This is a genomic window from Acetobacter aceti, from assembly GCF_002005445.1.
GTDB classification, from domain to species: domain Bacteria; phylum Pseudomonadota; class Alphaproteobacteria; order Acetobacterales; family Acetobacteraceae; genus Acetobacter; species Acetobacter aceti_B.
The window spans coordinates 3527839-3551939 of the sequence record NZ_CP014692.1; the positions used below are offsets into that span (position 1 = coordinate 3527839).

19 protein-coding genes are annotated in these 24101 nt (G+C 57.1%); 15 read left to right on the plus strand and 4 right to left on the minus strand.

Translation table 11 applies throughout. The features are described from left to right. The first annotated feature begins 53 nt into the window (after positions 1-53). Positions 54-1982, plus strand: coding sequence for a threonine--tRNA ligase (gene thrS / locus A0U92_RS16205; protein ID WP_077814016.1), 1929 nt, complete (start codon positions 54-56; stop codon positions 1980-1982). Between the two features lie 101 nt (positions 1983-2083). Here the strand turns inward: thrS and A0U92_RS16210 are convergent, their stop codons facing one another. Next, a complete protein-coding gene (locus tag A0U92_RS16210) occupies positions 2084-2587 on the minus strand; it encodes an Rrf2 family transcriptional regulator (protein ID WP_077814017.1) in 504 nt (167 codons plus the stop codon). Between the two features lie 262 nt (positions 2588-2849). Between A0U92_RS16210 and A0U92_RS16215 the strand changes: the two genes are divergently transcribed. The 6 genes from A0U92_RS16215 to rimI all read left to right on the plus strand — a co-directional run bounded on the left by A0U92_RS16215 (position 2850) and on the right by rimI (position 7575). After that, positions 2850-3884: an ABC transporter substrate-binding protein gene (locus tag A0U92_RS16215; protein ID WP_236748188.1), complete on the plus strand. Its 1035-nt coding sequence runs from the start codon at positions 2850-2852 to the stop codon at positions 3882-3884. Beyond that, positions 3881-4897, plus strand: a complete 1017-nt coding sequence (locus A0U92_RS16220) for a FecCD family ABC transporter permease (RefSeq protein WP_077814018.1) — start codon at positions 3881-3883, stop codon at positions 4895-4897. The genes A0U92_RS16215 and A0U92_RS16220 overlap by 4 nt, the downstream gene beginning before the upstream one ends. Further along, the gene (locus A0U92_RS16225) at positions 4894-5604 is read left to right on the plus strand and encodes an ABC transporter ATP-binding protein (protein WP_077814019.1); all 711 of its coding nucleotides are present in this window, start codon (positions 4894-4896) and stop codon (positions 5602-5604) included. The genes A0U92_RS16220 and A0U92_RS16225 overlap by 4 nt, the downstream gene beginning before the upstream one ends. Positions 5605-5819: 215 nt before the next feature. Further along, positions 5820-6401 (plus strand): malonic semialdehyde reductase, encoded by a 582-nt coding sequence (locus A0U92_RS16230; protein ID WP_077814020.1) that lies wholly within the window; start codon positions 5820-5822, stop codon positions 6399-6401. Further along, positions 6398-7114 carry a tRNA (adenosine(37)-N6)-threonylcarbamoyltransferase complex dimerization subunit type 1 TsaB gene (gene tsaB, locus A0U92_RS16235; RefSeq protein WP_236748189.1) on the plus strand — a complete coding sequence of 239 codons (717 nt, stop codon included), beginning with the start codon at positions 6398-6400 and terminating at the stop codon, positions 7112-7114. Before A0U92_RS16230 ends, tsaB begins: the two co-directional genes overlap by 4 nt. Positions 7115-7131: 17 nt before the next feature. After that, a complete protein-coding gene (gene rimI / locus A0U92_RS16240; protein WP_236748190.1) occupies positions 7132-7575 on the plus strand; it encodes a ribosomal protein S18-alanine N-acetyltransferase in 444 nt (147 codons plus the stop codon). Positions 7576-7585: 10 nt separating this feature from the next. On the opposite strand, the gene ung is transcribed toward rimI, so the two are convergent. Further along, positions 7586-8287: a uracil-DNA glycosylase gene (ung, locus tag A0U92_RS16245; protein ID WP_077814023.1), complete on the minus strand. Its 702-nt coding sequence runs from the start codon at positions 8285-8287 to the stop codon at positions 7586-7588. A gap of 195 nt (positions 8288-8482) precedes the next feature. Continuing rightward, positions 8483-11593, minus strand: coding sequence for a Hint domain-containing protein (locus tag A0U92_RS16250; RefSeq protein WP_077814024.1), 3111 nt, complete (start codon positions 11591-11593; stop codon positions 8483-8485). A 417-nt stretch (positions 11594-12010) separates the two neighbouring features. Between A0U92_RS16250 and thiC the strand changes: the two genes are divergently transcribed. From thiC to A0U92_RS16285, 7 genes are all read left to right on the plus strand, one after another. After that, a complete protein-coding gene (gene thiC, locus A0U92_RS16255) occupies positions 12011-13849 on the plus strand; it encodes a phosphomethylpyrimidine synthase ThiC (protein ID WP_077814025.1) in 1839 nt (612 codons plus the stop codon). Between the two features lie 210 nt (positions 13850-14059). Next, complete coding sequence (locus tag A0U92_RS16260) at positions 14060-15226, plus strand: cysteine desulfurase family protein (RefSeq protein ID WP_077814026.1); 1167 nt, start codon at positions 14060-14062, stop codon at positions 15224-15226. Positions 15227-15250: 24 nt separating this feature from the next. After that, on the plus strand, positions 15251-15565 hold the full coding sequence (locus A0U92_RS16265) for a ferredoxin family 2Fe-2S iron-sulfur cluster binding protein (RefSeq protein ID WP_187668801.1): 315 nt from the start codon (positions 15251-15253) through the stop codon (positions 15563-15565). 73 nt (positions 15566-15638) lie between these two features. Continuing rightward, the gene (mnmA, locus tag A0U92_RS16270) at positions 15639-16730 is read left to right on the plus strand and encodes a tRNA 2-thiouridine(34) synthase MnmA (protein ID WP_077814028.1); all 1092 of its coding nucleotides are present in this window, start codon (positions 15639-15641) and stop codon (positions 16728-16730) included. An 83-nt stretch (positions 16731-16813) separates the two neighbouring features. Beyond that, on the plus strand, positions 16814-17602 hold the full coding sequence (locus A0U92_RS16275) for a response regulator (protein ID WP_077814029.1): 789 nt from the start codon (positions 16814-16816) through the stop codon (positions 17600-17602). A gap of 14 nt (positions 17603-17616) precedes the next feature. Further along, the gene (locus A0U92_RS16280; protein ID WP_077814030.1) at positions 17617-18975 is read left to right on the plus strand and encodes an ATP-binding protein; all 1359 of its coding nucleotides are present in this window, start codon (positions 17617-17619) and stop codon (positions 18973-18975) included. Between the two features lie 265 nt (positions 18976-19240). After that, a complete protein-coding gene (locus tag A0U92_RS16285; RefSeq protein WP_077814031.1) occupies positions 19241-20290 on the plus strand; it encodes a CorA family divalent cation transporter in 1050 nt (349 codons plus the stop codon). 238 nt (positions 20291-20528) lie between these two features. Here A0U92_RS16285 and A0U92_RS16290 read toward each other — a convergent pair whose 3' ends face one another. Next, entirely contained in the window at positions 20529-22718 is a 2190-nt protein-coding gene (locus tag A0U92_RS16290) for a prolyl oligopeptidase family serine peptidase (RefSeq protein ID WP_077814032.1), read from the minus strand. A gap of 761 nt (positions 22719-23479) precedes the next feature. On the opposite strand from A0U92_RS16290, the gene A0U92_RS18545 reads away from it, so the two are divergent. Then, positions 23480-24046 (plus strand): Arm DNA-binding domain-containing protein, encoded by a 567-nt coding sequence (locus A0U92_RS18545; protein ID WP_335622191.1) that lies wholly within the window; start codon positions 23480-23482, stop codon positions 24044-24046. Positions 24047-24101 lie beyond the last annotated feature (55 nt).

Here is a 24101-nt window from a genome sequence, read left to right on the forward strand (position 1 = left end):
TGAGGACGTCCATCCCGGCCGTCCGTCCCATTCAATGCCTGGAGCATCCATCCATGCCTGCCATCACCCTGCCAGACGGTTCCGTTCGCCAGTTTGACGGAACGGTGACGGGCACGGACATCGCCGCGTCCATCGGTCCCGGCCTCGCCAAGGCGGCGCTCGCCATCGAAGTTGACGGCCAGCTCCGCGACATGGATCGCGCGATTGAGCAGGACGCGTCCATCCGTTTCGTGACCCGCAAGGATGCGGAAGCGCTGGAAATGATCCGCCACGATGCCGCCCACGTGCTGGCGGAAGCGGTGCAGTCGCTGTTTCCCGGCACGCAGGTCACCATCGGCCCGTCGATCGAAAACGGCTTCTATTACGATTTCTACCGCAACGAGCCGTTCAAGCCGGAAGATTTCACGGCCATCGAGCAGCGGATGCACGAGATCATCAAAGCCAACGCACCCTTCACCCGCGAGGCATGGCCGCGCGATGAGGCGATCAGGTTCTTCGAGGACCGTGGCGAGCGCTTCAAGGCCGAACTGATCCGCGATCTGCCGGGTGATGAGGAAATCTCGATCTACCGTCAGGGCGAGTGGCTTGATCTCTGCCGTGGTCCGCATCTGCGCACCACCGGCGATGTCGGCAACGCTTTCAAGCTGATGAAGGTGGCGGGCGCTTACTGGCGCGGCGATCACCGCAACCCGATGCTGACCCGTATCTACGGCACCGCATGGCGCGACAAAAAAGAGCTGGAAGCGCATCTGCACCAGCTTGAGGAAGCCGAGCGCCGCGACCATCGTCGCATCGGCAAGGAGATGGACCTCTTCCACATTCAGGAAGAAGCCGTCGGTCAGGTCTTCTGGCACGCCAAGGGCTGGCGGCTCTACACGGCGCTTCAGGATTACATGCGCCGCGCCCAGACCCGCGCCGGGTATGAGGAAGTGCGCACGCCGCAGCTCGTGGACCGCGCTCTGTGGGAAGCGTCCGGTCACTGGGACAAATATCGCCACCACATGTTCATCGCCACCGTCGAGGACGAGGACAAGACCCTCGCGCTCAAGCCGATGAACTGCCCGTGCCATGTGCAGATCTTCCGTCATGGCCTGCGGTCGTATCGCGAACTGCCGCTGCGTATGGCCGAGTTCGGCGCATGCCACCGCTACGAGCCGTCCGGTTCATTGCACGGCATCATGCGCGTGCGTGGCTTCACGCAGGACGATGCGCATATCTTCTGCACGGAAGACCAGATCGCGCAGGAGACCGTGCTGTTCGTCGAGATGCTGACGGAGGTCTACAAGGATCTCGGCTTCGAGCATTTCCGCATCAAGTTCTCCGACCGTCCGGAACAGCGCTCGGGTTCGGATGAAGTCTGGGACAAGTCCGAAGCCGCGCTCAAGCGGGCGTGTGAGATCGCAGGTGTGGAGTATGAATACAATCCGGGTGAGGGCGCGTTCTACGGCCCGAAGCTGGAGTTCGTGCTGCGTGACGCCATCGGTCGTGACTGGCAGTGCGGCACGTTGCAGGTCGATCTGGTGCTGCCGGAGCGTCTGGATGCGAACTACATTGGCGAGGACAGCGCCCGTCACCGCCCGGTCATGCTGCACCGCGCCATTCTCGGTTCGTTCGAGCGTTTTATCGGCATTCTGATCGAGCAGCATGCGGGCAAGTTCCCGCTCTGGCTCGCGCCGATGCAGGTCGTCGTGACCAGCATTGTCAGCGACGCCGCACCTTATGCGGAAGAGGTTGTCGCCCGTCTGCGCAAGGCCGGTCTCACGGTCGAGGCCGACACCCGCGCGGACAAGATCAACGCCAAGATCCGCGAACACAGCGTCGCCCGCGTGCCGGTCATTCTGGTGGTGGGCCGCAAGGAAGCGGAAGCCGGAACGGTGGCGATGCGTCGTCTCGGCGGCGCGGATCAGGAAATGCTGACACTGGACGAGGCTGTTTCACGTCTGTCCGAGGAAGCGAAGGCTCCCGACCTCCGCCGGGGCTGAAATCTGTTCCATTGCAAAAGGCCCCGGAGATTTTCTCTTCGGGATCTTTTTCGGGCCGCAACATGTTTTACGGTCCCGACTTTTTCAGGCGAGACCAGATTTCACGATGCTGGCGTCGATGCACACCTGTCGTCGTCAGGCTTTGCACAGCGGGCGCGTGGACTGGTCATGACACCAAGCATCTGCCTCTGTTCATCGAAAATCAGGTCTGAAAGCCGGGTGTCGTCAAGGACGGCCATAAAGGCCACCAGAGCCCTGTTCACCACGCTCTGGAAGCGGCTGTGCGGTACAGTGCGGGAAGACTCCTCTTCTGCATGCGACTTCTTTTCCGCGCCGCTGACACTACCCAGACCTTCTTCGGTCACGCGCACAACGTCTCCGACGCAGATCATGCACGCATCGCGCGCCAGCCTGATGCCTCCATTACGGCCCCGGACAGTTTCAATGAAGCCCTGCTGACCCAGCTTGTGCACTATCTTGACCAGATGGTTTTCAGAGATGCCGTAGGTCGTTGCTATTTCTCGAATGGAAGCAAGACGGTCCGTCGTCCAGGTCAGAAAAATCAGCGCTCTCAGCGCATAGTCCGTATGTAAAGTCAGACGCATGCGGCCATAGGTCCGTTCCAGATGTAGGATTTCACTGTGAACCACGTAAAGTGGGTTACGTCGTCTAACGAAAGAGAAACAGAAAGGTTCCGGGAAAAGTTTCAGTAAAGTTATGGAGTTGTAACTTAATGTAGACCGTTAATAAATCAGAAGGACGTCCTGACAAGACCGGTCCTCGACGTTCACCCGTATCCTGTCTATATCCGGATGAAGTGAGTCCCGACACCGGTCCCTGAGTGGGACAGAAAGGAAAAACATGGAAATGACTAGATATTTTCTCAGGAAAGTAAAAATATTCATCCTTGCCATGACAGCCGGAATCTTTCCTTTCCAGGCCTTCGCCGAAACAAAGACGCTCACGGACATGACTGGCGCAATCAGCGAATTACCCACTCGTCCCGCTCACATTGCTGACCTCTGGTATGCGCATAATGAATTGCTCATCATGCTTGGTGGCGCCTCCACCATCGCCATGACAGTGGAACGGGAGAGCATGTCGCCCTGGATGTACCGTCTGGCGCCGGACCTGCGCGCCGCCATCCAGTTGCCCTCAACAACGCCGACCGCCGAAACCCTGCTGGCGGGTCACGTTGATCTGGTCTTTGCCACACCCTCTCTTTCAGGAATGGAAAGCTATCGCAGGACCGGCATCCCCACGATCGGCGTCGAGTTTCACGACACGGCCGGGCTGCTGCACTGCCTTGACCTGACCGCCGATGTTCTCGGCACGCCCCATGCGCTGGAAGTTGCGCGTAACTATCGCGTCTATCTCGACGCGACAGAGAAAACCCTGGCAGCCCGACTGGCGAACGTCCCCGAGGCGTCCCGCCCGCGCGTGTTGCACATCCTGTCACTTTCTCCTCTGAAAGTTGATGGTTCCGGCACGATGATTGACGAATGGATCCATCTCGCCGGAGGACGCAACGCGGCAGGAGAGATCAAGGGATCCAAGCATCCGGTTTCACTGGAACAGGTTGCCGCCTGGAACCCCGACATCATCATTCTGGGCGGAATGAACGGCGATGCCGCATCCCTTCCTTCCGGACCGGTGTGGAGTGAGCTGAACGCCGTGAAAGCGGGCAGGGTCTATCGCAATCCCGTCGGCGTCTTTCCGTGGGATCGTTACGGAACTGAATTCGCCCTTCAGCTTCAGTGGGCAGCGAGCGTGATTCACCCGGAGCTTTTTCACGACACTGACATGGAGGAGATCACGCGAGCTTTCTATCGTCGCTTCTTCTCCTACGACCTGACACAGGAAGAAGCCCGACGAATTCTGGCTGCCCAGCCACCAGCATGAAAGGATCGGCGACCCTCGCAACGACATTCATCATCCTTCTGGTCGTTGCGGCGGGCTCCCTCTGCATTGGACGCTACCCCATACCGCTTCATGATCTGTCTGATTTCATGCTGTCGTTTTTTAACACCACCAATGCGTCCTGTCAGACTGTCGCCTGTTCCATTCTGGTGCATATCCGTCTGCCGCGACTGGGGGCAGCTCTTCTGACAGGCGCGGCGCTTTCCGTTTCTGGCGCGTCCTATCAGGCCGTCTTCCGCAATCCACTTGTCTCGCCCGGCATTCTCGGGGCTCTCAGCGGTGCGGGATTCGGGGCGGCTCTGGGCATTATCCTGCATGTCCCACAATGGATGATCGGTGCTTCAGCCTTTACGGGTTCCGCGCTGGCTGTCCTGCTGGGAACCGGCATCGCCCGTCTGTCAGGCGACAGTTCAGTCCTGATGCTGATCTTCGGTGGACTGGTCAGCAACGCGCTTTTCACGTCCCTGCTGTCGATCCTCAAATATCTCGCTGATCCCGACAGCCAGCTTCCCGATATCGTTTTCTGGCTTCTCGGCACGCTGTCCCGTGTCACGCCGGAAACCTTATCCCTCGTCACGGCGCCCATGGTCTGTGCAATGATCGCCCTGTGCGCCATGGGACGGTTTCTGGACGCGCTCAGCATGGGCGACGATGAGGCGCGCAGCCTCGGCGTATCCGTGCGTCTTGTGCGGAATCTGGTCGTGGCGCTGGCGACCCTGCTCTGTGCGCTGACTGTTTCCATGACCGGCATTATCGGCTGGGTCGGGCTGGTCATTCCCCATGTCGCCCGACTTCTGGTCGGCCCCGGCAACCGTCTGGTTCTGCCCATGAGCGCTCTGATCGGCGCGATCTTTCTGACCTTTTCCGACGATCTCGCCCGCAACCTGTCTCCGGCGGAGATCCCGGTGGGCATCATGACCGAACTGTCCGGTGTGATCCTGCTTCTGCTGCTTCTGCCGCGCGTGAAAACCAGTCTGCGGGGCAACTGGCGATGACCCTCGCCGCTCGACATCTCACCTGTAAACGGGACCATCGGCTGGTGCTGGACAATGTGTCTTTCACCATCGGGGACGGTGTTCTGGCCTGCCTGCTTGGTCCGAACGGGGCAGGGAAGACGACCTTGCTGCGCGCCGTCCTCGGTCTTGAGAAAGTGGAAGGAAAGGTGCTTCTGAATGGCGAAGACCTCTCCGTCCTGTCGCCCCGCGAAACAGCCCGCCGGATTGCCTATGTCCCCCAGACCCATTCTGTCGCCTTTGCCTATACAGTTGAAGACATGGTCGCCATGGGTCGTTTGTCGCACGCCCGTTTCGGGCTCCTTGCCGGTCAAGGTGATCAGGAAGCCGTTGCAGAGGCCCTGCATCTCATGAACATCGCTCACCTCGCAGGACGGGCTTACGCACAGCTTTCCGGGGGAGAGCAGCAGGCTGTCCTGATTGCGCGGGCGCTGGCGCAGGGCGGGCGGACCCTGCTGCTTGATGAACCGGCTTCCGCGCTGGATTTCGGGCAGCAGAAACGGCTCTGGACCCGGCTCCGTGAACTGGTTGGCGCAGGGTATACGATCCTGTGCACCACGCATGATCCTCTGAAGGCCCGTCAGATTTTTGATGAAGCCCTGCTGATGCGGCGCGGCAGGCTGACGGATATCGGTTCGGCATCGGACGTGCTGACGGATGGAAAGATCGAAGCCCTTTACGCGTCCTGATCGTCAGGCCATTCATAAAGAAGTCTTTGCCGAATGTAATCTTTCTAAAAATATGACACCCAAAAACTTTGACTGTTGCCAATATTCCTTTGAAACAGTCCTGACAAATCCTGCCGTCTGAGCACGATAAAAATACAGCCGGAAGAAACTCGTCACTGGAAACACACTCCACACAACGGTATTCACACAGGCAGAAAGTGGTGAGGAAAGCCGTTATGTCGCTTGATGAGAGTGCTCTGGACCATCTGTTTCGCACGGCACGAACACCGGAAAAATGGACCGACCAGCCCATTCCGGAAGACACGCTCCGGGCGCTGTATGATCTTGTGAAAACCGGCCCGACGTCCGGCAACAGCTCCCCTGCACGCTTTGTCTTTCTCACCAGTCAGGATGCCAAGCAACGGCTGAAACAGGCGCTTTCTCAGGGTAACATCGAAAAGGCCATGACAGCGCCTGTCGTGGCGATTGTGGGATATGATCCTCTTTTCTTTGAATATTTCTCCCGTCTGGGCAGCGATCCTGATCTCCGCACATGGTTCGCGTCGGATGTGGGGCTTTCAGAAGAAACCGCGTTCCGGAACAGCTCGCTGGAAGGCGCCTACCTGATCATGGCGGCACGCGCCCTCGGACTGGATGCTCTCCCCATGTCCGGCTTTGACGCCTCCATTCTCGAAGACACATTCCTGGCCGGAGAAGGATGGCGGGCAAACTTTCTCGTCTGCCTCGGTTATGCCGAACCGGTTGAAACACCCCGCGCACCACGCCTGCCTTTCGACGAAGCATGCCGCACCCTGTGACCACCACTCTGAACACCAGTCACCGTATTGTCGTGCTTGACGCAGCCCCTGCTGAAGTGCGGGCGCGAGTGGCCTGCATAGAGCAGGACAAGAATGGCTTTCACGTTCATTCCGTTCGCACCGAGGCTGGCCACGAAGGCATCGGCAACATGCCGTGCCTGCTGGATGATGTGCTGAAGGAAGCAGGCTGGGAACGGCCTGACCTCGTGGTCGTTGTGATCGGACCGGGGTCGTTTACGGGGTTGAGAACGTCCTGCTCTCTGGCTGCCGGTCTGGCGTTCGGATACGACTGCCCTGTCGTCGGCGTGACACGCGGAGAGGCCCTTGCGGAGGCGCTTTCCGCCTATGCCGCGCAGCATGAATGTGAGGGATGGCTCCATGTGACAGCCGCCAGAAGCGGACGCTGGTTTGTCGAAAGCGCCGCGCCCGATGCCCTGACGCCGGGCTCTGTCGTTGCTGTCAGACAGGTTGACTGGGAACCCCCGTCAGGACGCTGGCTGGTCGCTGGAGATGTGGGCGATGCAGTGCTTCTCAAAGCGCCTGATTTTCTCGAAGCTTTTCCCATTCCGGGAGACGCCGGCATAAAGGACATCGCAAAAGCGGGTCTCAGGCGTTCACAGGGACATATGGGGGACAGGCCCGCGCTTCCCTTGTATGTCGATCCACCTGAAGCCAGACTGCCAGCCGCAGGCTTGCGAGCTCGACCTGAATGATATCCTTTTCAGATCTTATGACATCCGAAAAAGGTTCTGTTTTTTCTCCTGTTTTCGCAACACTCCACGCAACCGCATTTGCGGAGACGGCTCGCTGGACAGAAGACGCTTTTACGCAGCTTTTCGCTACTCCGGGGACTGAGGCATTACTGGCATCCGTAGAGGAAGAGCCTGTCGGTTTCATTCTTGTCCGATCAGTCCTCGATGAAGCTGAAATTCTGACTCTGGCTGTCGTGCCGGAATGGAGACGGCACGGGATCGCCAGAAAACTGCTTCAGAGACTGGAGCAGGAACTGGACCAGAAGCAGGTAAGAAAGCTGTTTCTGGAAGTTTCCACTACAAACACACCTGCAAAAAAACTTTATACGTCAACAGGATTTATTACTGCTGGAATTCGAAAGCGCTATTATGAAGACGGTTCAGATGCGATCGTCATGGCGCGTGAGATTACCAAAGCATAAAATTAAACCGTCAGTCTTCTTCGGGTTCTTCCGGGAGCTGCCAGTCAATCGGTTTCAAACCGTGTTCTTTCAGAAACGCATTGGCTTTTGAAAAATAACGATTGCCGAAAAATCCTGTATGGGCTGAAAGAGGCGAAGGATGAGTGGCCTTCAGCACCAGATGCCGTGAACTGTCGACAAAAGCCGCTTTCTTCTGAGCGTAACTGCCCCACAGGATGAAAACGACTGGCGTTTTCTGCTCATTCACACAGGCAATGACGGCATCGGTAAACCGCTCCCATCCATGCCGCTGGTGAGACGCCGCTTGCCCCAGTTCCACAGTCAGCACGCTGTTGAGAAGCAGCACACCCTGTCTGGCCCATGATGTCAGATTGCCGTGATGAGCGGGCGGAATTCCCAGATCACTCAGCATTTCCTTGTAGATATTCTTTAGAGAAGGGGGTATCCGCACGCCCTTGCGCACACTGAAACACAGGCCGTGAGCCTGACCAGCGCCGTGGTAGGGGTCCTGTCCAAGAATAACGACGCGAACAGAACCCAGTGGTGTCAGATTAAGAGCGCGAAACCATTCCGGACCACGGGGAAAGATCCTCTTTCCCGCCTTCTTTTCTTCCTGAAGAAACGCCTTGAGATCCTTCATATAAGGGGAATCGAACTCTTTCTGCAGAGCGATACGCCAGCTTTCGTCCAGTTTGATGCCTGCCTCCGCCATGAACCGCACTTTCCTCCTCAGATCAATGAAACATCTCTGCCAAGCAAGGTGCCAGATAATTCCAAGAATTTACAGATCCCGCAATCACTCTCCTCATTCAGCAAGACAGCCTGCTTCACAGTCGCCTGTCCCGGAAACAGATATCATGAAGTACTGTTCGGTATAGCGTCTTGATAACAGATGCCTTACCGCAAATCATGCTACCCGTTTCTGCCCTGCATGGAGAGGTGTGACCTGAATATCTTCATCTCCTGCAAGCATCTGTGACCGTGTCAGACCAAATACAAAATATCTCCGATGATCGGCATCTCTCCGATCTGCTGTCACATGGCCGACATGTATCCCATTGACTGAAATGCTCAGGACAAGCGCATCATGACTGACCGGGCCGCCAGTAACATAACCGGTAACATAACCGGCAATCATATTGCCGGTTATGTTCTGGAGGCAGACAGAGACGCATTCCATAATGTCGTCTGAACCATCAAGCTTTTGCCTGATATGTTCCAGAATCACTCCATCTTCCAGTCTTGGCGCACAATAGAGCGCCTCACTCGGGCACACATGGGGATACAGTTCATGGAATGTCCGGGCGTTGTGGAACATGTTCCGGCTCTGATCGTCCACAAAGCTTTCTGCCGGTGCGCCTTCTGCCAGAAGAATGTCATGCGTCTCAAGTTCGATATGGAAATACTCCAGTGTCTCGCCAATAACGCCACGAACAATGGTCGTGTTGTTCACAAGACAATGCGCCGGGATCAGCCATCCTTCAATAAACATGGCATGAAGCGGCGAGACCGTCAGATCACGTTCCGGCACACCGTTGCCCAGAGAGCCTTTTCTGAAAATGACCGGTATCAGGTCAGGATTGCCTCTGGCGAACAGGCCGTCATAGGCGCGGTACCCCACCCAGCGCACGGGGCGATACTGTCCGCCGGCCGTTTTCACCACATCACCTATGACAATATCCTCAACGCATTTCCTGCCGTCCTGCATATCTATCAGGGTGCCACGGCAATAGCAGGGCGCGGGCGTGCCATAGGTGACAAGCACATTACCCTGAACATCATGTGTTATAGCAAAGCTATTGGAATAATCGCCGTTGAGGTGAATTTCCCTGGAAAGATCTCCGTCGGTTATCAGAAGGTTGTCATTGCCATCCAGAGAAACCTGCAAGGCGCTTCCGTCTGCATATTTCATATCCGTTATATAGATACTGCCATTTTTAAAGGTCAGGCCATTGGAAATAATCGTGTCAGACGCCATATTGAGCACACCGCCATCCAGAACGGCGTTGGTCAGTGTTGCTCCGCTTGCCGCGTTGACAATACCGTATTTTGTAATCGTGGTATTTATGGCCGTACCACCACTGTAAATTGTCTCTACAGATTGGGCGTAGGCTGTCACATATTTGGTTTCAGGCACAGAAAATCCTGAGTACTCTGCGCCTGATAATGTTGTGTTTTTTGAAGTTCCACCGAGATAGACATATTGATTGGCAATGGTCCCTGTAGAGTAACCGGGACGCATGGAATAAATGCTTGGTGCAAAAGAGGCGCCATCAGAAATCCCCCCTGAATAGATATACTGGGACGCTCCGACCTCCTGGAAGTTCTCCTGTGTCCATGTCGTGAATTGAGAATTATAGCTATTGCCGTAAACCTGCTCACTTCCACCTGTTACGATGGAGTTGTAAGAAGAAGCCCCCTTCCTGATGACTTCTTCCGTGTTACGAGTCATGTTCGTATAGAATGACTTTGTGCCGTTATACAGAACCAGATGACCTGTCGTTCCATCTCCATACAATGTAGCGGCAGATACGCTCATATTGCTGACGGTAGCGCCATTCACGACGGCGCCAGTGCCACTGACATTGACGTTGGAGGTGTTGCTGGAAAATATCGTATTCCCGATGACACCAGGAGAACTGTTGTCATCAAGAGCAATGACCGTGCCGCCGTCACTGCCTTTACTCAGAACAAAATTAGACCACGTATAGTTGGCGTCGCTAAGATTGACAGATCCCACAACTGTACCGTCAGATCGCGTGATCTGGAGCGTATTGGTACCCTCAAAATGCGTCGTAAAATCATCCTGCCAGATCAGGGAAGACAGCTCTATCGTATCACCGAAATCGATATCTCCGATTACACCGGAAGGAGATGTCGAACCGCTGATGACCAGAGAGCCTGTATGGCCATCCATAAACTCGAGAGAAGCTGAGTGCAGATCAGTAATATCGGAAACAACAAGCTTCCCGTCCGTGACATAGATGATTCCGGAAAACCCGGACAGGCCGTCGTCGCTAGCGATATGGAGTGAGCCGCTTCCTTCCTGTACAATGGTGCCGGACCCTGAAATGACACCACTGCTCAGCGTTGTGTCACCGGTAAAGACGACACTGCCCCCCTCCAGAACAACCACACCCTGTGAAAGCTGTGTGTCATCAGAATTGACTATGGAGCCACCAGATGAAACATAAACACTGCCGCCCCTTTCAAGATGTGTTTCAAAAGCGATCCCGGTGGGGGTGATAACCTGTGTGCCGCCACTCTGAATGATGCTATTCTGGTCGTGAACCCTCACGCCTATGGTTTCCGTGCCAGCAATCACAAGATTACTGGCAGAGTTTCCATTATCGATCGTAAGGGAAACATCCGCAGGAAGATGAAAACCGGATATTGTACCCTGCATTACATAAATCTTCGATCCGGACTGGAATGTTATTCCCTCAAGATCTGAACCCGCAATCACACCCGCACCCGATCCGGCATCCACCAGCAGGACGCCTGAACTCAGCAAGGTAACATTTTCAAATGTCGCACCTTTTTCAACAGCAAGACAAGCACCACTCCCTATAACGGAATTTTCCAGATAACTGCTGTCATCAACACTAAAGCAGCCATATTGCGACGTGGTGGCGGAATTGATCCGGGCTCCATTTGTTGCGGAAACCTGTGCGCCTAAAAGAGCTGTCACAGACTCTACTGTCCCACCATCGACGACAAGACCAGACTGCTCCAGCGTTGCCGACACAAGCGTTCCACCACTTGCGACACTGATAAAGCCGCTGGTGGCCACCACCTGATATTCGATCCCGCCGGAAAGAACATGCTCGCTGGCCGCCGAACTGCTTCCGCCTCCGGGTCCGGGTCCATACAGTTGCGTTCCAGAGGCGCTTCCCGCGACATTCAAAGCTCCACTGAGAATAGTAACGCCTGAGACGGATGTTCCTGAAGCAACTTCATAGGCGCCGCCATCGGAGATAACTGAAGGAATATTTGCACTCGAAGCAGTTCCGCTCATGTCGTATTTCTTTCTATTATCTCATGAAATTTTATTTATTTTACCGTTATCGTATCTACAATCAACCATTTATTAACCTTTTTGCATAAAATGAAATCTTTTGCCCAAAATAAAGACCCCGCCATCACTTCTCTGGCATTCGAAGCCGCCAATCAAAGCTCAGATTGACAGTAAGCTACGTTTGTTGCCTGATAGAGGTCACCAAGGGGGGTTCCGCTCAAGGAACTGAGAGGCTGTTTGTTCCCGCAAAGGAACGGCGCAGCGACCCTGCCAGCGCTTCCATCAGCGTTGGGGAACCTGATCCGGTTAGTACCGGCGGAGGGACTGGTCAGGTCGCGAGCAGCGCCGTGCGTTCCCATACCCACGGCAGACCCATCCGGCTCGACCCGTTCTTCGCAAGCACGCGAGGACGTCGTCATGAACCACATTGCACCCAAAGGCCCCGACACCAAGGCCCCCGCACCGGGCCATGTCACAACCGGTCCCGTCTGGGGCTCAAGAAAAATCCATTCAAGTCCGGAAAATCATCCTGAAATCCGTGTGCCGTTTCGCGAGATCGCACTCGATCCATCAGCGAATGAAGCGCCGGTGCGCCTCTATGATACATCGGGGCCTTATACCGACACCGATGTCAGCATCGACGTCGCCAGGGGCCTGCCAAAAGTCCGTTCGGAATGGCTGGCGAAGCGCGGCTTCAGCAAGGCCACTCCCCGCGCAGTGAAACCGGAGGATAATGGCGGTGCGACCGGCGATAACCTCGTCGATCCGTGTCCCGCGCCCCATACGGTTCTCGAATCAGGCGCGGCAGAGCACGTCACACAATATGAATTCGCCCGCGCCGGGATCATCACCGAGGAGATGATCTATGTCGCTCACCGTGAAAATCTCGGTCGCCTGAAAGCTGCCGAAGGCGCCGCCGCACGCCGGGCCGACGGCGAGGATTTCGACGCCGCCATTCCCGAGTTCGTCACACCGGAATTCGTGCGTGACGAGATCGCCCGTGGACGCGCCATCATCCCGGCCAACATCAATCACCCCGAACTTGAGCCGGTCATCATCGGGCGCAATTTCCTAGTGAAGGTGAACGCCAATATCGGTAATTCCGCCGTCACCTCCTCCGCCGCCGAAGAAGTCGAAAAGCTGGTCTGGTCGATCCGCTGGGGCGCGGACACGGTCATGGATCTTTCGACGGGTCGGAACATCCACAATATCCGTGACTGGATCCTGCGTAACGCCCCGACACCGATCGGCACCGTGCCGCTCTATCAGGCGCTTGAGAAAGTCGGGGGTGACGTCAGCAAACTTTCATGGGAAGTCTTCCGTGATACGCTGATCGAACAGGCCGAGCAGGGCGTGGATTACTTCACCATTCATGCGGGCGTGCGGCTGGCTCACGTTCCGCTGACAGCCAACCGGGTCACCGGCATTGTCTCGCGTGGCGGCTCGATCATGGCGAGCTGGTGCCTGATGGAACACCGCGAAAGCTTCCTCTACGAGCATTTCGAGGACATCTGCGATATCATGCGCAAGTATGACGTCTCGTTCTCGCTCGGTGATGGTCTGCGTCCGGGCTCCATTTCCGACGCCAATGACGCCGCCCAGTTCGCCGAACTGGAAACGCTCGGCGAACTGACGAAAATCGCCTGGGCGAAGGGCTGTCAGGTCATGATCGAAGGCCCCGGCCATGTGCCGATGCACAAGATTAAGGCCAACATGGACAAGCAGCTGAAGGAATGCCACGAGGCCCCTTTCTACACGCTTGGCCCGTTAACGACAGATATTGCGCCGGGCTACGATCACATCACCTCCGCCATTGGCGCCGCGATGATCGGCTGGTTCGGCACGGCGATGCTCTGCTACGTGACGCCGAAAGAACATCTCGGCCTTCCAAACCGCGATGATGTGAAAATTGGTGTGATTACCTACCGGCTTGCAGCCCACGCAGCCGATCTCGCCAAGGGGCATCCGTCGGCGAAACTGCGTGACGATGCGCTGAGCCGTGCCCGGTTCTCATTCCGTTGGGAAGACCAGTTCAAGCTGTCACTCGATCCGGATACAGCCCGCGCCTATCATGATGAAACGCTGCCGAAAGACGCGCACAAGACGGCGCATTTCTGCTCGATGTGCGGTCCGAAATTCTGTTCGATGCGGATTTCGCAGGATATCCGTGACGACGCCCGGCGTATTGCCGGCATGGAGGAGAAAAGCCGCGAATTTCGCGAGGCTGGCGGCAAGGTTTATGTGCCGGCTGAATAGGGACTGATCCTTTACTGAAGTCTCTGGCCAAGCAAGGGATGCGGGCTCTGCCCGAACCCGCAAGGGACCGCATCCCCCTTGCTTGATAACAGGCGGTTTCCAGAGGCGAGCCTTTGGCGGGGTGCGGGGCAGCGCCCCCGCAAGGCAAAAAGATGAGACAGAAGAACCATTTTCCGGTAACATCGCCTCCCGCCGCTACGAAAGAAAGTCATGCAGGAGATCTATCTCGACAACGCCGCCAGCACCCCATGCGATGCGCGCGTCATGGAGGTCATGGCTCCCCTTTTCGCTGAGGAATTCGCCAACCCGCACAGCGATACACATGCGCCCGGCAAACGCGCGGCCGAGGCAGTCGAACAGGCGCGCGCTCATGTGGCGGCGCTGATCGACGCTGATCCGAGAGAGATCATCTTCACCTCCGGCGCGACGGAAGCCAATAATCTGGCCATCAAGGGCGCTGTCCGTTTTCGCAACAGGATGGGCGACGGACGCAGGCGGGTCATCACTGTGGCCACCGAGCACAAATGCGTTCTGGAGAGCGTGCGTGATCTGGCGCAGGAAGGGTTCGAGCCCGTCATTCTCGGCGTGGACCCTAATGGTCAGGTCGATCCGGCCGCTCTCCGGGAGGCCCTCGCCGTTCCAACCGCACTAGTCAGCATCATGGCCGCCAATAATGAGACCGGCGTGAAACAGGACCTGCCCGCCCTTGGACGCATGGTCAGGGAGGCCGGAGCGCTCCTGCACTCAGATCTCGCGCAGGCTGCCGGGAAAATGGCCATTGACGTGCAGGCGCTGGGGCTCGACCTCGCCTCTGTCTCCGCCCACAAGATGTATGGTCCGAAAGGCGTGGGCGCGCTGTTCGTGCGCAGACGTCCTCGCGTCCGGCTTGAGCCGCTATTCTCGGGAGGCGGGCAGGAGCGGGGGCTCAGGTCCGGAACGCTCCCCTCCACCCTGATCGCAGGATTTGGCGAGGCCGCCCGTATCGCCCGCTCAGAGTGGCAGGCCGATGACCGGCATCTCGCCATCCTTGCTGACAGCCTGTTTCATGGTCTGCAGGAACGTCAGACAGCCTTTGTCATCAATGCACGGGAAGCGCCGCGTCTGCCGGGCATCATCAGTCTCCGCCTTCCCGGCGCTCAGGCTGCGCGGGTTATGGAAGCGCTTCCCGACATGGCCCTGTCGATGGGATCAGCCTGCTCATCGGCTGATCTGGCGCCGTCCTACGTGTTGACAGCCATGGGTCTGAGCGCCACGGAAGCAGCGGAAAGCTTGCGTCTCTCGCCCGGACGTTTTACCACGCCCGCCGATATCATGCGTGTGGCGGACCTGCTTGCCACAGCAGCGCAACGGGTGAGAGCCGCAGGCTCCACCCAATAGGACAGACTGAGCGAGAACTCCGAAATGCCCCACATGATTTTCGTCGAGCCCGATGGCACCGAGCGCAAGGTCGATGCGCCCGTTGGTCTTTCCGTTCTGGAGATTGCCCACAAGCATGGCGTCGATCTGGAAGGCGCGTGCGAAGGCTCGCTGGCCTGCGCGACCTGCCATGTGATCGTCGATCCGTCCTGGGCGCCGAAGCTGTCGGAAGCGACAGAGGACGAAGAGGATATGCTGGACCTCGCCTTCGGACTTGAGGCAACATCGCGCCTCGGCTGCCAGATCATCATGAACGATGAACTGGATGGCCTGACAGTCCGTCTGCCGCGCAAAAGTTGAAGAAAAGACCGGTCCCGTCGGAAGAACGACGGCGGGGGCCGGACGTTCCTCCCGGGAAAGGGGCCTGACCATCATGCGTATTCTCGTTGCCATGTCCGGAGGCGTCGACAGTTCCGTTGTCGCCGCGCGTCTGGTCGAACAGGGGCATGAGGTCATCGGCGCCACGTTGCAGCTCTACGACACCCGTGGAGAAGCCAAGAAGGGCGCGTGCTGCGCGGGGCGCGACATCCAGGACGCCCGTGAAGTCGCGGAGCGTCTGAGCATCCCGCATTACGTCATCGACGCGGAGGAACGCTTCCGTCAGAGCGTGATCGAGCGCTTCGCCACATCCTACGCTCAGGGCGAAACGCCTGTTCCCTGCGTGTCCTGCAATCAGGGCGTGAAGTTCACCGACCTGCTCGGTCTGGCGAAGGATATCGGCGCGGACGCCATGGCGACCGGGCACTATGTCCGGCGCGTCGAAGGCTCCAGCGGGGCCGAAATGCACCGTCCCGTCGATGCCGACCGCGACCAGAGCTGGTTCCTGTTCGCCACCACCCGCGATCAGCTCGACTATCTGCGTTTTCCGCTGGGCGAGATGCCCGACAAGGACACCGTGCGACAGGAAGCCGAGCGGTTCGGTCTGCTGGTGGCCGACAAGCCCGACAGTCAGGATCTGTGCTTCATCCCCAAGGGCAACTATTCCGATCTGGTTGAAACGCTGCGTCCCGACACACGAGGCGAAGGCGAGATCGTGGACCGTCAGGGCAACGTTCTTGGCCGTCATGAGGGCGTGACACGCTTTACCATCGGCCAGACCAAGCGCCTCGGCGACGCCGCGCAGATCGCCGGGGAGCGTCAGATGGTCGTGGGGATCGAACCCGGCAGACGACGCATTGTCGTGGCCCCGCGTGAAAGCGCCATGGTGACCGTCTGCCACCTGCGGGATATGAACTGGCTCATCACGCCTCCCACAGAGGCGAGCGGCGAGGGTGTGCGGTGCATGGTGCAGCTCCGCGCCCGCGAGAAGCCCCGTGCCGCGACGGTCCGGCCTCTCGGTGACGGCGCCGAGGTCGTTCTGGACGAACCGGCGCTGCCTGCTCCGGGGCAGGCCTGTGTGCTTTATGACGGCACGCGCGTGCTGGGCGGAGGTCTCATCTGTCGCACAAGTGAACAGGTCGCATAGCTGAGTTGCGTGTCGTTCTCGACTGCCAGCAACAAAGCGATTAAAGTTTGTGTCTGTCTCACGAACCGGACCATGCGAAAAAAATGAATCAACAAGCCTCGCACGACGCCGATTTGCAGGATCTCCCGACCCGCATTCTTGTGGTCGAGGACGATGCCGGCATGCGGACCCTTCTGAGCCGCACCCTTCAGGCGGACGGTTATCGCATCCGTGCGGTTCCTGACGCCCGCTCCATGTGGGACGCACTTGATACCGAAACGGCTGACCTCATCATCCTTGATGTGATGATGCCCGGCATGAACGGCCTCGATCTGTGCCGCAGCCTCCGTCAGGGCGGGATCAAGGGCGGCGTCGAGGACGTGTCCTTTTCCAATATCCCCATCATCATGGTTTCTGCCCGTGGTGAGGAGCTCGATCGCGTTCTGGGGCTGGAACTCGGAGCGGATGACTACGTCGCCAAACCGTTCGGACAGAAGGAACTGCTCGCGCGCGTGCGGGCTGTCCTCCGCCGCGGTCAGAACAGCACGGTGCCGGCCGCAGCAGCAGGGCGTCAGCGCAGGGAAGTCATCAACTTCGCCGGCTGGTCGCTCGATCTGCGCCGCCGTGAACTGTATGATCCCACCGGCGCAGTGGTTGAAATCTCCGGAGCCGAGCATGATCTGCTGGTCAGCTTTCTCGACAACCCGCAGCGTGTGATCGGACGTGACCGGCTGCTGGAGCTTTCCCGCACCCGGCTTGGGGACGTGTCCGACCGTTCCATCGACGTGCTGGTCAGCCGTCTGCGCCGCAAGCTGGGCACGGAAGCCGACAGTCTGATCCGCACCGTCCGGGGACAGGGCTATATCTTCACCTCACCGGTTGAACGGGTCTGACAGCGGACACTCTCTTGCGGCCGGACAACGCCGCGCCGCGTGAAAGACTGATCCGTCTCTGGCCACGCGGTCTCATGGGCCGCGTGCTGTTCGTGCTTCTGGCGTCGATCGGCATCGTGTTTGTCGCAAGCTGGACGCTCTACGAACACGCGGAAGCCTATATCGAGGACAGCGACCGCTTCGATCTTATCGGGGAGCGTCTGGCCACCGATGTCCGGGTGATTGACGGCGCTCCCGCCAATACCCGCGCCATGCTGTCCACCATGCTGTCCACGGACGATCTGCGTATAAGCTGGCGACCTGCAAACGCCGTTCATGAGGTTCATCAGGAACCCAAGGGCATGAACCAGCTTCACGCACGGCTGGTGAAGGCCAATTCCACTCTTGGTCACTCCGTTCTGCAACTCTACACCGGTGGAGCCGGACGCTGGACGGATATCGGCGGCACGGTTGTACTGAACGACAGGAGCCAGATCTCTTTCACCGCACCGGACATCCTGCGGAGTCATGTCGTCACGCAGGGGCTGGCCACAGCCGCTATCGTCACACTGGCGGTCCTGCTGGTCGCAGCCATGCTGGTGCATGCGCTCAGCCTGCCTCTGCGGGCGCTCGCCACGGTGGCCGACACGATAGGGGCAGGCGACTGGGAACCGATTGCTGAAAAAGGCCCCAAGGAAGTCAGGCGTCTGGCGCACGCCATCAACGCCATGCAGACCCGTATCGCCCATCTGATCGAAGACCGCACCGAAGCCCTCGCCGCAGTATCGCATGATCTCCGCACGCCGCTGGCGCGCCTGCGTCTGCGCGCCGGGTTTATCGGAGATACGGAAGCGCAGGACGCCATTGAAGCCGATATCGACGAGATGGAAGCCATGGTGGACGGGGTGCTGGCCTATCTTTCAGGCGAGAAGGAACGGGAAGCCACCCGTTCGACCGATCTGGCGGCGATCCTGATGACCATCATGGATGACGCCACGGATCGGGGCGACACCGTGACCTATGAAGGCCCTGACCGGCTGCCGCTCGTCCTGCCGTCACTCGCCATCAAGAGGGTTTTCACCAATCTTGTTGAAAATGCCCTGCATTATGCTGGATCGGCTGCCATTTCCGTGAATCTGACGGCAGGCCATGTCATCGTGAATATCGATGACAATGGCCCCGGCATTCCGGAATCTGAAATAAGCCGCGTTACAACGCCCTTTTACCGGGTAGAGTCCTCACGCTCACGCAGAACAGGCGGACTGGGTCTTGGACTGGCCATCGTCACGCGTGAAGTGGAACGGGCAGGCGGGACATTTTCCCTGTGCAACCGCCCGGACGGCGGGTTACGGGCGCAGGTCACTCTGTCGGTCCATCGCGCTGCCTCATCCTGATCTAAAGGGTCTCACCGATCCGCGTGACCGGACGCCACCAAGTTTGTTGACCATTTTATGTCAGTCCTGTTGGCCAGCAGCTTAAACTCTTCTGAAACGTCCGGTCTCCATGCTCTTCTTTCAGAAAAATGTCCGCTCGTTGGCGGAGACGATGCATTGTCAGGCAATCTATCCTGTGCAAGATCACTGCCCATATTGATATTGAGACATCCCGTCTCTCATCCGCCACGTTTTCCTGAAGTATGAATGAAAGGAGGGGGATATAATGCCAGCAACCAAAACAGCGGCTCCCTTTCCCTCCGAGGTCAGCAACGCGCTGGCGGATGGTCTGGTGTGGGCCATTCACTGTCAACCGGAGAATGCGTCGGAAAACACCCCGGGCAAGCTGTCAGCCGAAGAAGCGACGCGCTGTCTGGAAGATCTGTCCTTCCCGACAGAAGGCTGGGCGTGGCTGCATTTCGACATCGTGCATACCCGTTCACGGGCGCAGGTTGAAGCCATTCCTACACTGACAGACGATGCGAAGCAGACTCTGACCAGCACGGATGTAGGACCACGCCTCGAAGGGGATGATGATCTCGTTTACGGCGCTCTGCCTGCTTTTGATGATGCCGCCTCAGACGATGATCGCGATGTCTGCGTCTGGCGCTTCGCCATGCGTCCCAATCTGCTGATTACGACACGGCGTCATCCGGTTCCAGCGCTAGGCGTCGTCTATCGGGAACTGCATCGCAAGAAAATGCCGGATAATCCGGCCGGACTTGTGGACATGGCGCTGCTGGAATTTGCCGACACGGCCCGGCGCACTCTGTCCCGTCTCGACGATCAGCTTGATCGTGCCGAAGATGTGCTGCTGCTGCTCGACCGGGATACCGACCTTGGTCGTATGGGCGGTATGCTCGGTCAGGTGCGTCGTCGTTCAACCGAACTGCGGCGTGTCATCTCGCCGGTCAATCGTATCCTTCATGATGAAGAACTGGAAATTCCGGAATGGGCCGAGGATGATCTGAAAGATCGGTCCGAGCGGCAGATCCACGGGGCGCTCGATGACCTTCTCGCGCTTCAGGATCGTGCCCGGTCTTTACAGGATGAACTGACATCGGGGCAGGCAGAAGAAACGAACCGACGGCTTTACATCGTTTCCGTTGGAACGACCCTGATGCTGCCAGCAACATTTGTGACCGGCTTCTTCGGTATGAACACTGCCGGCATGTTTCTGACCAGTGGTAACTGGGGAACCGTCATCGCCGGAGGGCTGTGTTTCCTGATCATGCTGGGAACCTGGCTGGTTCTGAAACTGACACGTCTCCTGTAAATTCCGATCGTATTTTCGTCAGGCCACTTACAGACAACAGAATTTCTGGGCGTCGCCTTTTTAGAAAAAGGCGACCTCTTCTTAAGATTCACCAAAAATCTCTTCATGATTTACGGAAAAACCCGGAAGAGGAAAGGGTGTTTTTGTGGGGCTTCTCCCCCACCCCACAAGGAAACACAGTCCCCTTATACCAACCTGTTTGAAATCAGATGAGGTGAGGACAAGGGTTCTCATTCTCTTACTGAGCCGACATAAGCTGCTGCGCGAGATACACTGCTTCAAGAGCCCGCTCATGCGCGATTTCCTCCGCGTTCACAGTTCCTGAATGCCCTCCTTCCACATCTTCATAGTAGAAAAACGGTTTTTTAAGCGCTTCCAGTCGTGCGGCAAATCGACGCGCATGCACCGGCCCGACACGATCATCGGATGTCGACGTAAAAATGAAAGGAGTGGGATAGTTCACATCGGCTTTCAGGTGGTGCAAAGGTGATATTGACTGAAGAAATCTGGCCTCATCAGGATTTTTCATCGATCCATATTCATCCGCCCAGGAAGCGCCCGCAGACAGGCTCTCGTAATTGATCATGTCGAGAAGCGGTACGCCCATGATCACTGCTTTCCATAATTCAGGATGTTGTGTGAAGGCGACGCCCATCAACAGTCCGCCATTCGAACGACCGCGAATACCCAGCCTGTCACGAGAGGTAATTCCCCTTCTCACCAGATCGCGCCCAACAGCCGTAAAATCGTCGAAAACTTTCTGGCGATGAACCGTTTTTCCTGCATCGTGCCATGCCGGACCGAATTCTCCACCGCCACGGATATTGGCGACAGCATAGACGCCGCCGTGGGCCAGCCATGAACGACCGATAACAGGATCATACCGGGGGGTGACAGATGAGAGAAAACCACCATACGCTGTCAGAAGGGCAGGGTAGGAACCATCCATTGCCATGTTTTTACGGCGGACAAGAAAATACGGAATCTCTGTTCCATCCCGAGAACGTGCCTGAAGCTGCTCGATCGTAAGTTCATCTGCATTGAATAATGGTTTTGTCTGTCTGACTTTTTCCAGACCTGCCTGACTTGTGCCTACCAGCCAAAGTTGTGGAGGGACTAAAAAACTTTCCACTTTCAGAAAAGCTGCGTCGGAAGGCTGGTCCGTATCGACGATATGCACGGATGACATGTCCGGAAGCGGCAGAACAACCTGATGCCAGTGGTTTTTAACATCAGCGGATGCATGCAGAACCATGGCACGTCCCTGAACATGCTCAAGGTATGTCACGATGATTGTATTTCGGGTAATCGCCGCATCTTCAAGTATTTTTCCGGACTCAGGGACAAAAAGGATCTCCGGTCTGGCCTGAGTGTCATGCGGGTCAAGCAGAACAAGGCTGCCTGCAGGAATTCTGTTTTCGCCCGGTGGTGTCCAGTCTTCTTCAATGGTGAAGACAAGCGCACCATGGATCATTCCTTTCAGATCAACCCGATCAGGAAGCGTCAGCCAGCGCAGGGTTCCTTTCCGTTTTCCCTGAAAAGCGGTCTCCATCCCTTCAAGAACGGCAAACCGGCTGGAAAAGAATGTGGGAGAACGTCGGATCAGAAGTATCCTGTTGCCATCACCATCTGTTATAGTCAGAGGATCAACGGCGACATCATCTTTTTCACCTCTGTAGATCTCGATCGCCTGGTCAAAAGGCTCATTTCTGACAACCCGCCTGATGACGAACGGATATCCGGATGTCGTCAGCATGTCTCCGGCGCCGTCCCAGTCGCGCGCCACAAGAAGCGTGTCACGATCCACCCAGGCTACAGTCTGCTTGGCGCGAGGCAAGGTCAAACCATTCAGAACAAACAGGCCAGCCTGCGTATCATATTCCCTGAGTGTCCGGGCATCTTCCCCACCGGAGGAAAGAGAGATCAGGCAGTAGCGATCTTTTGGTTTGAGACAGTCAGCACCTTCAAACACCCAGTTTTCGTGTTCTCTGGCGGCTAGAGCGTCAACATCGAGTTTCGTTTGCCAGCCAGTCAGTATCTGACGATAGGACGCCAGCGTCGTGCGTCGCCAGATACCACGCGGGTGATGCCCGTCCTGCCAGAAATTCCAGATATTCCCTCCCAGAAACTCCGGCTCATCAAGACGGTCCTTGCTCTGCTCGGCGGAAAGAATCTGGTCGTAAAAATCCCGATACCGAGAATCATCTTCCAGCACTGAAACGGTCTTGCGGTTCTGGCGTTCAACCCAGTCCTGAGCCTCGGCACCATGAATCTCGCTGAGAAAAGCAGGAACACCCGAAGGCAGCGTTTCAGGGTGTTGAGCAACGGCGGGAGCAGTCAACAGGACCGACAGCATCATGGTCAGGCCGATTCCCCGGTCCGGGCAGCGGAAACAGGATTTTTCATGGAACAAGAATTTGGCGGCCATCAGAAACCCGAATGATCTGTTCGATAACAGTTCGACCGTATCACAGGGAACCATCTGAGATATTAAAGATAACAGCTAAAGAAACCGAAAATCTTTCATTATGGGAAACGCCCGGAATTCAACAGTCTCACAGATTGCGAACGCGTGAGGTTTTCTATCCGACTCCCTGAAATACACACCGTGTCGCTCAAGATGACCACAATTCGTGGAGTCCCTCTCACTCATCAGGTCCGGAGCAGACTGGAGAGTGAAAACGTCTATCGACGTTCAGGAGTAACGCACAGACTGTTTGTCCATAAACAGGACAGTATGCAGAACGAGTGTACACTCTGACTGATTAAATTGTCTGTATTCATTGAAAACCAGCCGATAACTGGTGGAGCCAATCGGGATCGAACCGACGACCTCCTGAATGCCATTCATGGACTGTGAGATACCCTCAAAGTGCCTGATGGTGCCTAATCTTGCCAAAACAACAGGTTAAAGGAAGAGGTCAGAGGCGGTGAGGTGACTGGTGATGCCTCAGAGTGCCTGTAATACGCTTTCAGATGAGTCCGGATTGAGTCCGGAAAACAGAATGCCTGCCAGAGAAATGGGTGGTCGGAGGCTGAAAAAATTCTGTGGGACACACCTTTGGTGGTGTAATAGGTATACCAGGTGTAACTCAAATATATAATATACTGTTTTCATTGTATTTTTTCCTTACAATCCGGTTACACCTTTCATTTTCAAAGGTGTAAGAGATGTAAGAAAGCCCTCCGATGAAGCTCACAAAACGGGAAATAGACGCCCTCACCTGCCCGCCGGGGAAGCGGGACGCCATGTTCATGGACGATGAATTGCGCGGCTTTGCCCTTCGTGTGACCGAGGCTGGAGGCAAGGTTTTCCTGTTCCAGTATCGCTTTGCCGGTCGTGTGCGGCGGCTGGTGTTGGGGCCATACGGCGACCTGACGCCAGCACAGGCCCGGAAAATGGCTGAGGAAGCCCGTGGGCGTGTTCTGGCGGGCTATGATCCAGTCGGGGAGAAAAAGGCCCGCACCCTGTCCGCACAGGCTGATACGATACGCCAAGAGGCGGAGGCTGCGGCGGACGCCCTGACGTTCCGTGTGCTTGTGGATCGATGGCAGGACGGTCCGCTGCGGGAGCGTAGCGCCTCCTACCGCAAGGAAGCCCCTGAAAGGCTACGGGCCTCGTTCGCGGCCTTCCTCGACCGTCCAGCCCGCGCGATCGCCTCAGGCGAATTGCAGCTGCGTCTCGATGAAATCGCGGGACAGCATCCCGTCATGGCCAGAAGGCTGCATGACTACGGGCGGGCGATGATGGCATGAGCGCAGAAGCGCCAGCTCATAGGGTGCAATCCTTTCGGCAGCGTGATCGTGGAGG

Coding starts and splice junctions, on each gene's coding strand:
- A0U92_RS16225 (WP_077814019.1), top strand. CDS start 4,894: ATGACCCTCGCCGCTCGACATCTCACCTGTAAACGGGACCATCGGCTG.
- A0U92_RS16230 (WP_077814020.1), top strand. CDS start 5,820: ATGTCGCTTGATGAGAGTGCTCTGGACCATCTGTTTCGCACGGCACGA.
- A0U92_RS16275 (WP_077814029.1), top strand. CDS start 16,814: ATGAATCAACAAGCCTCGCACGACGCCGATTTGCAGGATCTCCCGACC.
- A0U92_RS16250 (WP_077814024.1), bottom strand. CDS start 11,593: ATGAGCGGAACTGCTTCGAGTGCAAATATTCCTTCAGTTATCTCCGAT.
- A0U92_RS16265 (WP_187668801.1), top strand. CDS start 15,251: ATGCCCCACATGATTTTCGTCGAGCCCGATGGCACCGAGCGCAAGGTC.
- A0U92_RS16210 (WP_077814017.1), bottom strand. CDS start 2,587: ATGCGTCTGACTTTACATACGGACTATGCGCTGAGAGCGCTGATTTTT.
- thiC (WP_077814025.1), top strand. CDS start 12,011: ATGAACCACATTGCACCCAAAGGCCCCGACACCAAGGCCCCCGCACCG.
- thrS (WP_077814016.1), top strand. CDS start 54: ATGCCTGCCATCACCCTGCCAGACGGTTCCGTTCGCCAGTTTGACGGA.
- A0U92_RS16220 (WP_077814018.1), top strand. CDS start 3,881: ATGAAAGGATCGGCGACCCTCGCAACGACATTCATCATCCTTCTGGTC.
- rimI (WP_236748190.1), top strand. CDS start 7,132: ATGACATCCGAAAAAGGTTCTGTTTTTTCTCCTGTTTTCGCAACACTC.
- A0U92_RS16215 (WP_236748188.1), top strand. CDS start 2,850: ATGACTAGATATTTTCTCAGGAAAGTAAAAATATTCATCCTTGCCATG.
- mnmA (WP_077814028.1), top strand. CDS start 15,639: ATGCGTATTCTCGTTGCCATGTCCGGAGGCGTCGACAGTTCCGTTGTC.
- A0U92_RS16290 (WP_077814032.1), bottom strand. CDS start 22,718: ATGGCCGCCAAATTCTTGTTCCATGAAAAATCCTGTTTCCGCTGCCCG.
- A0U92_RS18545 (WP_335622191.1), top strand. CDS start 23,480: ATGAAGCTCACAAAACGGGAAATAGACGCCCTCACCTGCCCGCCGGGG.
- A0U92_RS16285 (WP_077814031.1), top strand. CDS start 19,241: ATGCCAGCAACCAAAACAGCGGCTCCCTTTCCCTCCGAGGTCAGCAAC.
- ung (WP_077814023.1), bottom strand. CDS start 8,287: ATGGCGGAGGCAGGCATCAAACTGGACGAAAGCTGGCGTATCGCTCTG.
- A0U92_RS16260 (WP_077814026.1), top strand. CDS start 14,060: ATGCAGGAGATCTATCTCGACAACGCCGCCAGCACCCCATGCGATGCG.